At 37.1% G+C, this 12,842-nt stretch carries 12 protein-coding genes; 4 read left to right on the top strand and 8 right to left on the bottom strand.

Features of this window, described 5'->3' with window-relative positions:
• Positions 1–154 precede the first annotated feature (154 nt).
• Positions 155–1,036 (bottom strand): helix-turn-helix domain-containing protein, encoded by an 882-nt coding sequence (locus FPK91_RS02685; RefSeq protein ID WP_144207613.1) that lies wholly within the window; start codon positions 1,034–1,036, stop codon positions 155–157.
• Positions 1,037–1,469: 433 nt separating this feature from the next.
• On the opposite strand from FPK91_RS02685, the gene FPK91_RS02680 reads away from it, so the two are divergent.
• Together FPK91_RS02680 and FPK91_RS02675 are read left to right on the top strand one after the other, a co-directional pair.
• Positions 1,470–2,579: a Zn-dependent alcohol dehydrogenase gene (locus tag FPK91_RS02680; protein ID WP_144207610.1), complete on the top strand. Its 1,110-nt coding sequence runs from the start codon at positions 1,470–1,472 to the stop codon at positions 2,577–2,579.
• A gap of 72 nt (positions 2,580–2,651) precedes the next feature.
• On the top strand, positions 2,652–3,482 hold the full coding sequence (locus FPK91_RS02675) for an alpha/beta hydrolase (protein WP_144207607.1): 831 nt from the start codon (positions 2,652–2,654) through the stop codon (positions 3,480–3,482).
• Between the two features lie 207 nt (positions 3,483–3,689).
• Here FPK91_RS02675 and galK read toward each other — a convergent pair whose 3' ends face one another.
• Positions 3,690–4,850: a galactokinase gene (gene galK / locus FPK91_RS02670; RefSeq protein WP_144207604.1), complete on the bottom strand. Its 1,161-nt coding sequence runs from the start codon at positions 4,848–4,850 to the stop codon at positions 3,690–3,692.
• 54 nt (positions 4,851–4,904) lie between these two features.
• Positions 4,905–5,939 (bottom strand): UDP-glucose--hexose-1-phosphate uridylyltransferase, encoded by a 1,035-nt coding sequence (locus tag FPK91_RS02665; RefSeq protein ID WP_144207601.1) that lies wholly within the window; start codon positions 5,937–5,939, stop codon positions 4,905–4,907.
• A 198-nt stretch (positions 5,940–6,137) separates the two neighbouring features.
• Here FPK91_RS02665 and FPK91_RS02660 point away from each other — a divergent pair, with 198 nt between their 5' ends.
• Both FPK91_RS02660 and FPK91_RS02655 read left to right on the top strand, forming a co-directional pair.
• Positions 6,138–7,178: a LacI family DNA-binding transcriptional regulator gene (locus FPK91_RS02660; RefSeq protein WP_144207599.1), complete on the top strand. Its 1,041-nt coding sequence runs from the start codon at positions 6,138–6,140 to the stop codon at positions 7,176–7,178.
• 24 nt (positions 7,179–7,202) lie between these two features.
• Positions 7,203–7,565, top strand: coding sequence for a membrane dipeptidase (locus tag FPK91_RS02655; protein ID WP_144207596.1), 363 nt, complete (start codon positions 7,203–7,205; stop codon positions 7,563–7,565).
• 344 nt (positions 7,566–7,909) lie between these two features.
• Here FPK91_RS02655 and FPK91_RS02650 read toward each other — a convergent pair whose 3' ends face one another.
• The 5 genes from FPK91_RS02650 to FPK91_RS02630 all read right to left on the bottom strand — a co-directional run bounded on the left by FPK91_RS02650 (position 7,910) and on the right by FPK91_RS02630 (position 12,770).
• A complete protein-coding gene (locus FPK91_RS02650; protein WP_144207593.1) occupies positions 7,910–8,152 on the bottom strand; it encodes a hypothetical protein in 243 nt (80 codons plus the stop codon).
• Positions 8,153–8,425: 273 nt separating this feature from the next.
• Positions 8,426–9,502, bottom strand: coding sequence for a hypothetical protein (locus FPK91_RS02645; RefSeq protein WP_144207590.1), 1,077 nt, complete (start codon positions 9,500–9,502; stop codon positions 8,426–8,428).
• Positions 9,503–9,653: 151 nt separating this feature from the next.
• The gene (locus FPK91_RS02640) at positions 9,654–10,865 is read right to left on the bottom strand and encodes a family 16 glycosylhydrolase (RefSeq protein WP_144207587.1); all 1,212 of its coding nucleotides are present in this window, start codon (positions 10,863–10,865) and stop codon (positions 9,654–9,656) included.
• 450 nt (positions 10,866–11,315) lie between these two features.
• Positions 11,316–12,125, bottom strand: coding sequence for a RecX family transcriptional regulator (locus FPK91_RS02635; RefSeq protein WP_144207584.1), 810 nt, complete (start codon positions 12,123–12,125; stop codon positions 11,316–11,318).
• Between the two features lie 183 nt (positions 12,126–12,308).
• Positions 12,309–12,770, bottom strand: a complete 462-nt coding sequence (locus FPK91_RS02630; protein WP_144207581.1) for a DUF3291 domain-containing protein — start codon at positions 12,768–12,770, stop codon at positions 12,309–12,311.
• Positions 12,771–12,842: the final 72 nt, after the last annotated feature.

Below are 12,842 nucleotides of genomic sequence, written 5' to 3'. Positions count from 1 at the left end.
CGTTATGAATCTTCACATGTGTGGTTAACTGGAGAAGCTGACCCTTAATTTAGTTTTAAAATAATGAACAATAAAGAATTAACCACGTTAAAAACAAACGCTTAATGTCAAGAGTGTACAAATTCGATCTTTCGCGCATGGGGTGTAATAGACTTTATATCCCCGTTAATTTAGTGCGCTGCATTTGGCTTCTATATTGTTTAGGTGTTATGCCAAAATGCTTTTTGAATAATGCGATAAAATGAGAAGGATTTGAAAAGTTCAAATCGTAACTAATCTCAGTGACACTTCTATTGGTTTGCCCTAGTATGCGGGCCCCGCTATAGAGTTTGTGTTGTACAAGGTATTGAGAGTAATTACATTTAAAAGTTCGTTTAAACATCCGTGAAAAATATGAAGTGGAAATATGGCATAGCGCTGCGGCTTCTACCAAAGTTAAGTCTACTAATTCTTGTTGTCTGAACAGAATTAAAATAGGCGTTAACCTCTGATAATTCTGACTGATAATTAGCGATTTTTTAGCATCATGTGATACGGGCTCTCCGTGTGCAACTAACCAAATGATAATTAACTTCAGTAGCGTTGCACTTTTAATACTATGTGGGTCTTCTGCATAACTTTCTAATAACCAGCTCACTTGAAGCTTAATCTCTTGCCACTCTTTAGCTTTCAATCGTAAATGTAATCCATGCCGTAACATGGCTTCTTCATGATGAAGTTCGTTGTCGATTAAAAATTGCGGTAAAAATTGAATGATATGCCAAGATTTTGCGTGATCTGTTAACTCATAATCATGGGTTTCTAACGCGGGTGTAAATACAACGTCATGCGGTTGAATAGCAGCTTGGCCTTGAGAGTGAAAATACGTTCCTTCTACATCTTCAAAAATGATGAATTCATGAACTTGATGAAAATGAGTAAAACAAGAATAGGTATCTTCTGCCTGATAACTCACTTGATGAACTTCGAACTGATATCCAGCTTGAATAGCAATGGGCTCACAATAAACATTGGTTGAAAGAGTCGAGCGACGCATAGTTCAGCTAAGTCCTTTTATGAGCGTGCAGTTATGAATGTGCAGTTATGAACATGTAGTTAAAATCATTCATGACCAGCATTATTATCAATGAATATTCAAAATAAAGATTGAATGGAACGTAGAGCATGGTGCATAAATATAATATTTTTAATAAACCAAACTGGAACATTGTTGACAATTTAAATCGCATCGTCAATAGCTTGTTCTAACTCAATATTAATTAAGCCACTAAAATAAGGTGTTTTTATGAATTTTAGATGCTGATTTAAAACCGGTATAGCCAATCATTGTTAATATCATCACAAAGCGATTAGTTCATTCATAAAAAGCAAATATATGACACTTACTAACTTACTCGTAACAGTTAGTGTGTTAAGAAAGTGATTCAATATCAGCAAATTTATATCCAAAACTAATTGTTGAAAACCTTATGAAACAAGCAAAAGCATTAATATCAAATGGCCGTGGTGACTACTCTGTTGAAACAATCATGGTTGGACTACCAAAAGCTGATGAAGTCAGAGTGAAAATAAAGGCTGCAGGGTTATGCCATACAGATTGGGACTCTATCCAGAACTGGAATAAAACATTTATTGTGGGTCATGAAGCTGCGGGGATCGTTGATGCTGTAGGAAGCGATATAAGTCATCTCTCTATTGGTGACAAAGTGATATTAAACTGGGCGATACCCTGTGGTGAGTGTTATCAATGTAATCAGGGTAACCTTCATATATGCGATAACAACTCACCTGTGTGCGGATGTGATTTAGCAGGTCATGCACATATTGAAAGTAGCATGCATAATCATAAGCCTATTGAACGTTCTTTTCATTTAGGTGCCATGAGTGAATATACCGTGGTAAAGAGTAAGGCTGTGGTTAAAATAGACAGTGACATCTCTTTCGAGGCCGCTTCTATCGTCGGCTGCGGAGTCATGACAGGATGGGGATCGGTGGTAAACGCAGCAAAGGTTGATGTAGGTAGCACTGTTTGCGTAATTGGCTGCGGCGGAGTTGGACTTAATGTTATTCAAGCAGCAAAGCAATCAGGTGCAAGCAAAATCATCGCTATTGATATTAACCAGGGTCGCTTAGAGCAAGCTTGTGAATTTGGCGCGACACATAAAGTCTTGTCTACCCCACAAGATAGTGACTTCGACCAAGTAATGACCGATGTTTTAATCATTAATAATAATCTTGGCGCCGACTATGCTTTTGAATGCACCGCGATCCCAGCACTTGGTTCTGCCCCACTAAAATTAATACGCAATGCAGGAACCGCTATTCAAGTAAGTGGTATCGAACAACGAATAGACTTCGATTGTGAGTTATTTGAATGGGACAAAATCTATATCAATCCATTATATGGTATGTGTAACCCTGAACGTGATTTCGCCAAAATAATCAGCTTGTATGACAGTGGGCAGATGAAATTAGAAGAATTAGTCACTAAAACCTATTCGATAGAAAACATTAAGGATGGTTTTGATGATTTACTTAATGGACGTATTGCTAAAGGTGTAGTGGTTTTTAATGATTAAGGGTGTAGTGGTTTTTAAAGATTAAATGATTTATCTAACGCCTTAACTGAACAATATTTACAAGGATGTCTGATGGCCATAAAAAGAATTGAAGTTTCAAGTCCTGACTATACTGCGGCACACGTGACAATGCTAACCGTGCACTCAAGCCACCTTAATGGTCGTCATGATATAAGCGTTTATCATCATTGTGATAATAACGACGATATAACAAATTTGCCGATGATTATTTTACTTCATGGTGTTTATGGTTCTCATTGGGCATGGATGCAGCTTGGCGGCGCACATAAAGTGTATGACCAACTCAAATCTGAAGGGCTGAGTGACTTTGTATTGGTCATGCCATCAGATGGTGGCTTATGGGACGGTTCTGGTTACTTACCTCATGTGGAACAAGGTAACTTTGAAGCATGGATAACCGATGATGTCATTAATGCCGTCAGAGACAATATCAGCAATGTAAACGAACAGAGTCATATTTATATTAGCGGCCTATCGATGGGCGGATATGGCGCATTACGTTTAGGTGCTAAGTACCCTCGTTTGTTTTCAGGTATATCAGCTCATTCATCAGTGACCTCCTTAGATGATTTACAGCAATTTATCGATGGTGATATCAACCAATATCAAACTGCTTTCACACATGAATCTGACTTATCTTATTGGTTTGCAGTAAACAAACACCAAATTCCACCATTACGTTTTGATTGCGGAGTAGATGATTCACTGTTTAAAAGTAACCAGCTATTAACCAAGCAATTCGATGATCTTAAGATTACTTATCAGTTTGAGGCATTTGACGGTGGGCATGAATGGGCTTATTGGCATAAACATGTCGCTAAGACTTTTACGTTTTTTGATCAGTTAGAAAAGCAAAAAGTGAAAAACTTAATAACCAAATGAGTTCATATAATATACATATAGATCGGAATTAAAAATTGAATAAAAAAACTCCTACACAGGAAGAATGTAGGAGTTAAAGGACGACCTAAATCTTTAAAGCTGACTAATTAAATAGTCATATATGAATGAATTAATCACTCAAACCGCTAGCTAACACAATCACACCAACTTGAATCTGAAACAAAGCGATTACAATAGACTAGAAAACTAAGCAGCATTGATGTGCTTAGCCCCTTCTTCTGCACTACATACAAATACCGAGGCTTGTAAGTTTGTTTGTTGTTGATATTTAGCTTCAACTGCGGCAATAACTTGATCAATTAACTCATTAGGTACGATTGAGACAACACAACCACCAAAGCCACCACCGGTCATTCGCACACCACCTAACTCGCCAATTTCTTGTTTGATGATATCCACCAAATAATCTATTTCAGGCACAGTAATTTCAAAATCATCACGCATAGAAGCATGAGATTCAGCCATCAAGCGTTGTAACGTATGGATATCGCCGATATGCATTGCATTGGCAGCATCTAAGGTACGTTGGTTTTCTGTAATAACATGGCGTGCTCTTTTAGCTGTTATCGCATCAAGGCCCGCTTGTTTATCATTAAACGTTGAAATATCAATATCACGTAGAGCTGGTACTTTAAAAAATTTAGCAGCGGCTTCACACTGTTCACGACGAGTATTGTATTCACTGTCGACTAAACCACGTTTCTTATTTGAATTTACAATAAGAATGCTCATATTTTCAGGTAAGGATACTGCCGTTGTTGTTAACGAACGGCAATCAATTAATAAAGCATGGTCTTTCTTCGCTTCAGCAGAGATAAGTTGATCCATAATGCCGCAATGACAACCGACAAACTTATTTTCAGCTTCTTGACCATTCAAGGCAATTTCTTGCTGGGTTATTGATAAGTCATATAGTGCTTTGAAAGTCTGACCAATAACGACTTCAAGCGCTGCAGATGAACTCAAACCTGCACCTTGTGGCACATTGCCTGTAACAGCAATATTTGCGCCTGAGAACTGATAGCCTCTTAACTTAAGATGCTTGACCACTCCGCGGATATAGTTAGCCCAATCATGATCTGCGTGTTCTATGTCTGTATTAATTTCAAATTCATCGATGGCATTGTCATAATCAACCGCCACAACACGGACAACATTATCTTTACGAGGACTGGCGGCAACAACGGCGGCGTAGTTAATCGCGCTTGGTAATACAAAACCATCGTTATAGTCAGTATGCTCGCCAATTAAATTAACGCGTCCAGGAGCTTGTATCAAGTGACTAGCTTCGAAGCCAAATTCGCTTTTAAAAGCTTGTTTCACCAGGGTAATAAGTGCTTGAGTCATGAGGTAACCATCTATATTTTTAACAAAAATTCGTATAACAACTTATAAAGCTATTTACACACTTTTATAATGTATTGATGCTGCATCACGTAATCGATGAGCAGCTTGTTCAGCGGTTAAATCGCGCTGAGCTTCAGCCATCATTTCGTAACCCACCATAAATTTACGCACAGTGGCAGAACGCAACAACGGTGGAAAGAAGCTGGCATGCAATGTCCATTCAGGATGCGCTTCATCATCAAAAGGTGCGCCATGCCACCCCATAGAATATGGGAATGAACAATTGAATAAATTGTCATAACGAATCGTAATTTGTTGCAAAATGTCTGCGAGTGATTCTTGCTGTTCTGCTGTAAGGTCAGTCATTCTTTGAATTAAAAATCGCGGCAGTAATAACGTTTCAAAAGGCCATGCTGCCCAATAAGGCACAACAACAAGCCAATCATCATTAGAGACTACGACACGCTGCTGATTATCGAACTCTCGCGCAGCATAATCTTCTAGCAAAGTTGATTGCTGAGTTTGATAATACTCAGTTAATGCCGCCTGCTTCTTTTGAACCAATGTTGGTAACTGGTTTTGAGCCCAAACTTGCCCATGTGGATGTGGGTTTGAACAACCCATTACCGCGCCCTTGTTTTCAAACACTTGTACCCAAATATATTGCTGACTCAGTTCATGGGTTTGTTGCTGCCAGGTCTGAACAACCTTAGTAATTTCATCTACTGATAATTGTGGCAGCGTTTTGCTGTGATCAGGTGAAAAACAGATAACGCGGCTTTCGCCTTGTTCTGTTGCAACACGGAATAAAGGATCATCTTGTGTAAACTGTGGCGTGTCTTGCTTTAAGGCCGCAAAATCGTTGGTGAAAACAAATGTATCTGTGTAAGCCGGGTTAACTTCACCATTAATTCGAGTATTACCTGAACATAAGAAACAACTTTCGTCGTAACTTGGCTTCACTGTTTCATCGATCTTTTCAACTTGACCTTGCCAAGGTCGTTTAGCTCTATGGGGCGATACTAAAACCCATTCATTGATAAGTGGGTTGTATCGACGATGTGGATGTTCAGTCGGATCAAATTCCATGTCGGTATCCTGATTGTTTGTTCGAATGACTTGCTCTAATTATTCGTTCTAATTACTCGTTCTAATTGAAACAAGGGTAAACGTTTACCCTTTTTATGGCAATAGCTTTTTTTAAACTTTAAAAATGCCATTAAACAATTGTAAACCTGTGCTCTTAGTAGTAATTTAGCCAAACTTTTATAAGTTCCAGAGGTTTCATTGTCTAACGCAACTATCAAAGATATTGCTAAAGCCGCTAACGTATCTGTGGCAACAGTATCCAGAGTCGTCAATAATGGTCCTAAAGTGGGCCCAGAAACTCGTGCGCGTATTGTAGACTTAATTGAAACCATGGGTTATCGCCCAAATATAAATGCACGATCGCTAGTAACGAATAAATCATCCACCATAGGCGTAGTGATCCCTGATGTAGCAGACCCCTTTTTTGCCGCTTTAGCTAACAGCGTTGATAAAGTCGCAAGGCAGCACAACACACAATTATTAATCAGCACAGGCCAACTCAGTGCTGATTCAGAACTAGAAGCTATCAAATTATTATTACAGCAACGTTGTGAGTCGATTGTTATTCACAGTAAGTTAATACCTAATGAAACGCTTATTAAGTTATTCAAAGATAACCCTAACTTCGTATTGATAAACCGTTATATCGAAGAGATAGCGCATCGCTGTATTTGGCTTGATAATATCGAAGGCGGAAAAATAGCGGCGAAAAGCCTAATTAAAAGTAAGCACTTAAATATTGCCTGTATTTTAAGTAACTATGATATTGAAGATCCGAGTTTACGTTTGAAAGGATTTACCGAACAACTACAAGAATCTAATCAGGATATTGATCAGAAACTGGTCGTGTATGCAGAACCAACACTCCAAGGTGGAGAAGCTGCGACTCAGCAACTTCTTGCAGCCAACACACCTTTTAGTGCCGTTTTTGTTTATAACGATGCGATGGCAATTGGCGCTATATCCACATTAGAAGATAATGGATTTTCAGTGCCCAAAGATGTTTCTGTAATTGGCTGTGATGACGTATTGTTATCACGATTTTCAAGACCAAAACTTACGACATTACAATATCCTATTGAAACTATGGCTCACCATGCAGCCAAGTTATCTCTGAATATTGCTGTAGAGACAAATTACAGTGAGAAGTTAGATAACTGTATCCCTATCATTGAAGCATCACTGAAGTACACACCAGTGTTAATTGAACGTGAGTCAACTGCAATAAAATCAAACTAATTTATCCTATGACCATTAGAGCACTTGCTGAAATGGAATCAAACCGCGTGTGAGATTACTGCCGAATCATTAATGAAGCATATTGATTATGCCATTAACCTTTGTGGTGAAGATCATGTGGCTATTGGAAGCGATCAAGGTGTATTACCTGTCAATGATGGTCCTGAGTATCGTGAAATGATCCGCAAATATGTGATTAGGAGAAAAGCCGCGGGTATTTCAGCCCCTGGTGAGTCAGCCAACAGACCACCGTTCATTCCACAGTTAAATACCATTCGTAGAATGGAGCTCATAGGCTATTACATGGAAAAGCGTGGCCATTCATCAGCAATTATTGAAAAAGTACTAGGAACAAATTTAGTGAGCCTTTATGAGAAAGTCTGGTAGCGGTTTTTTAACAATATATAAACTTGACTAGGAAGGTTTTTTAAGAGGAGATAATAAACAATAGAGTACATAAACCTTAAACAGAATATTTTTTATTACTACCATTGAAATACTACCGAAAACATTAACAGTTCTATAAATACATACTTATTAATAATAATTAACTTAAAATCATTAATAAATAGTTATTTTTAATAGTCTCGAGCACATAGAATATTACTTAAATATCTATTATAAATAGAACGGAGTTCGCTTGTTATAAATACTCATCACATAACAAAAGTCCCTAAAAAGGGACTTTGAGACTAATATTAATTTCTTATTAAATTATTAAATATGCTTGGCTAGAAATCATAACCACAAGGCTCACTTGCTACTAATCTTATACTAGTTGTAACTTGTCCTATATTTGTTGAAGAACCAGTACATTGGTTAACTATTTTTTCGCCCACAACCGAAGAGCCAGACATGTAATGGTACTCTAGAATCCATTTATTTTGATAACCAGCAAGAGCTGTAGAAGCAACACTGAGAATACCGATGGTAGCTAAAGAAGCGATTGCAGTTTTTTTGATAAAGTTATTCATTATTTATTTATTCCTTTAATAAATTATGGGATATTCCAATATAAATACTTTGACTAAAGCCAAAGTTTAATATCAAAAATAGCTATACAAACAAACATCGTAGTCTTATTTTTAATTACATTTAAAACACTAATGCTATTTTTTATAAAAGTAAATAAATAACTATTTTCTTCTAATAAAACAATTTAACTAGAGTTCATAAATTTATTTAAATGAATGACAAAGTTAAGCAATGTCATTATTTTATGCCTTATGCTATCAAGTGCTTAACCGTTAAAAACTTAAATCTTGCAGTATTTTTTCTTTATTTTGTTGGCTCAAGTTTGTGCTATTAAGCAAATGAGATTTAGCGGCTAATGGAGATACTTGATGCCATTGCTTTAGCACTCTGAGTAAAAGTGTATTTTTTAACGGTGAATCACGCATTTTAGTGACTAATGTAAAGCTGTTTAACGGATTTTGAGTAACACCAAAATAATCAATATAACTATGTACAGCTTTGTCTTTTACCCTGCCATCCAACGTATTTATCCACTCTACAGCGGAGTGCTGCGCTGAAGTTTTCCAGTGAGAAATTAGACTATAGGCTATTTGTATTTGAAACTCCTCAGGATAGAGGTGCAAAGATTGAATAGTCGCGAGTGGTTCATTTCTACTGATCTGATTTACTATGTCCTTAATAATATCTGCACGAATCGAAACATTAATATCTGCATTATCGATTAGATGCTGAATCACTTCATGAGGAGAATGTTGCGACCAAGTCTGTAATAGTTGCCGCTGAGCCTGAATTTTTAATGTTTCATCGCTAATACTATCTATCCATATAGCCGCTGCCATACTATCTATTTCAGCAAGGTAACTCACATAATCCAATACAATACTGGGCAAAGTATTGTAATTTGGCAGGCTTAAAATCAACTCCCCCGCACTTTCAATATCATCTTGCCTATAACGTTGAATTATTGGTGAATAATACTCACCAACTTCATGGCTAAACGGTTGCTGCTCTAACCAAATAAGTACTGCAAGAATATCTTCATTCATCCAGAGACTGAGTAATTGCTTAATTTTAGTAGAACGAATTTGTGGTGAACTTTGCAGTAATGCTCCATTAAGTAATTGGTAGAAGTCTCTTGCTGCGATCTCAGTGTTAATTGGTAACGTATCTATCTCATCATAAAATTCGTACTCAGCAAATATGGGTTGTTTTATTTCTTCGGCTATCGAGATTTTCATTGATAATTCAATACCATTTAGCCTATTGAGATAACCATAATAAACAATTAAAACTAAAGCTAATATAATCAATAGCTTACTGATGTATAAATTCAATTCTAGCTTCTTCATTCTCACCTCACAGATTAGCTTATTTACAACATACCCGTGTTTCATCATTCAAATTTATTCAAATAAATACTCTATATGAAATTTAGATATAAATAAGCTAATCGCTACCTTGCTCTAGCACTGTTAACAATCATCAAATCTAGGCAGCTGATTAGTTTACTGTAATGTTTACAGTATCAACTTTACCTTTATTTTTTGTCTTCACAGTAATAATGGCATTACCTCTGCTTCGAGCAGTGACAATCCCACTTGAACTCACTTTAGCAATACTGGCATCACTTGAAGAGTAAGTAACTTTTTGGTTAGTGGCACATAATGGACTAACAGTGGTATTTAATGTCAGTGTCTGATTTCTTGTCATGACTTTAGAGCTGGGTGTTACTGTTACACCCGTTACAGGTACCCAAGAAGTTGGACAGCTACCGCCATCACCTGGTTCAGAAGGTTCTGTCGGCTCGGTTCCTGAATTACCACCGGTCTTAAACCACGTTCTCACGTAATCAATTTCCATTGAGGTTGGATAACCATTAGCAGGTCTTTGTGGTGATGGATAAAACTGGTTACATCTAAATTCTGTGAGTGGCGCACGTAAACCTTGAGATAAGGTTAAGTTCATCTGACGATGCCAGTATTTGTTTTGTTTACTCCCGATTTCTTGCCCATCGACATACCAAGTAATGGTGTCTTTAGTGACATTGACACCATAGGTATGAAAATCGTTACGAGGATCATAAGGTAATATTATTTGATTATGGTTAAACGGTACTTGTAACGGACGCTGCCAAGTTGGTGTACCATTGATAACCACGATATTGTGTAGGTCATGATCTGACTTTCTCACTTCATTTTTTTGGGTTAATTCAACAACATCAATCTCACTGTATTGCACATCACCATCTTCCGTTAAGCTGCGATCAATCGTGCTATACATCCAAAATGCAGGTGATACACCAGGATATGTATTGGCGCCTTTTATACGCGCTTCATAGTAACCATAATTCCCTGTCGCACGTGACTTAGCTATCCCAGAGGTGTAATACAATGGGAAATTGGGCACTTGCTTCTTGTTACAGCCATCCCAAAATGTTCGAGTATGATTCTCCCGCCTAGTTGTTAATGTTAATTTTCCAGCAGCAACGACAGCATTGCTATCGCGCCAAGACCATACTCCAAAATTTTCAGGTTGGAAGTTCCATTTAGCTGAATCTTTATTATTAAATTCATCTGAGCGTTTTACTTGTAAAACCCATGTCTCATTTTGTTTTGCTATGGGTGGCGCAACTGGTGCAGCAGCAAAGGTTTGTAACGATAGAATGCTCACAACGCCACAAGCGGTAAATATTAATTTATTGAGTTTTTTCATAGTACTTCCATGTTGTGTACTTGATAGAAATTCCTAAACATCACAAATTCAACGTTTAAAAACAGATATATTGTCCTCAGTAGATCTAATCTTGCTCAGACTTACTCTACTGAACATCAATTGCAGATAGTTAACCGACAACAACAAAATCACGAGCACTAAATAACAATACTAATTACCGCAACCAGTAAAACATACAATTGATACTTTAAATATAAACATAGGACGTTTAAACCTATCAATAAAAATTACATTTCTTTACGTTCGATACTTCGCCAACGACAATTATTGTGAGCTTATGCGGGACTAGAGAATTATGCTAAATCGAGGTAAATTGAACATTACAATGGTAGGTATAAACTTGATAGTTATAGCTTTTCTTTTTAAATAATTAGATGGTTCGACAGAATGCTAATGTGACATTAGTTATATAAATACAAAAGTCTAGTTTCATTCATCATCTAATATCATCGCTTCTTTTATTTCATCACTATCGAAACCTTTTCGAGATAAATACGCATAAGCTTTCGACTTTTCTTTATAGTCAGATAAGTCATAACGCTTCTTAGCTAGTTGCGTTTTACAACTCAAATAAAAATCGACATCATCAGTTAAAGTCAGTTGGTAAACGATGTCTTCAAACTCGCTCACATCGATTAACCTTTGCTTTAACTCCTGCATGATAAGCGTTTTACCTTTGCCTTTATTAAACAGTTTGATTATTTCAGTTTTCAAATCTGTTTTTTCAGCTTTTATGACAAGTTTACTGCGCAGAGTGTCAACTTGAGGGTGGAGTGATAATGCATGGTCAATTTCAGCGCGAGTAAAACCTTTGGTGGTCATCTGTGAATAAATTTTTTCTTTATTGGTGCCATAAAAGTTTTCAAATTTGTTTTGCAATCGCGCTGTAGCCATTTCAAATGAATCGACGTTTTGCTCATGCATCACTTGCTCTAGGGCACTATCAATATCGGTAACTGCGACACCCCGTTGCTGTAACTTTCGTTTTATTGCCGCTTTACCCAGCTCATGACTAAAAGCAAGTTCGCAATAGCGCACAGCAAAATCAAAATCATTTTTTAAATAACCGTTTTCGATCAATCTAGCGAGAACGGTATCAATCCATTCAAGGTTTTCTGTTTTGCGCCCAAGCTTTGTTCGAATTTCATTGATAGTGAAATCTTGTTGACCAAGATGCCAGTAGGCACTGTTGAAAACATTCTCGATTGTTTTGGCTTGACGAAGTGGCTTACTCTGCATGACAAATTTATATTCGATTAGAAATGACAAAAGCAGTTTAGCAGACCCATACTCGGTTCAGAACTAGAAGTTCTTTCCATTCTTAAGAGTAGGCTTCATAAGTCGACAATTCTAAATTCAGTCCTGCTAATTCCTATCAATCAAATCAACTGACGTTAAAAGCTTAAGGGCTATCACTGCATATTAGTTAGCATTGAAATCCAGTAAATCTTCTACTGTAAAGTTTGCTTTGAAATTAAAAGCATAAGGCGAGTTATCATTTTTTCGCAAGTAACTTAAGCGCGCTAATGCTTCCTCTAAATTGGGAATGTGATCATCTTCTATCCACCACAAGACATAGGTTTCTTCTGGTAATCTTACAAACCACTCGCCTTTACGTTTCATGAAATCTTTATGGTGGGTGCGAAACATAAAATCTTTAAGAGAATCAACAGACTGCCATACAGACATGTTAACGATCATATTGGGATCGTCAAATACTTGAATACTGGTCGCATCACCGGATTCATCTTGTAATCGCCACACAAACCCTGCGCTACCTTCTGCTATTGCATTAACGCTATCAAGATTATCCATAAAGTCTTTAAGCTCTGGTCCATCTAATGGATATTTAGCTAATGCGACATTCAGTTGAGCTAATTTCATGGCTTCCTCCTTAAATTAATATTCGTTGGCACTCTTACTAGATAACATAGCAGAATGTTAATGACATTCTGC

The sequence above is a fragment of the Shewanella donghaensis genome (assembly GCF_007567505.1).
Classification (GTDB): Bacteria; Pseudomonadota; Gammaproteobacteria; order Enterobacterales; family Shewanellaceae; genus Shewanella; species Shewanella donghaensis.
Note: the sequence above shows the minus strand (reverse complement) of the source record. Positions and strands in the feature narration are given on the sequence as shown.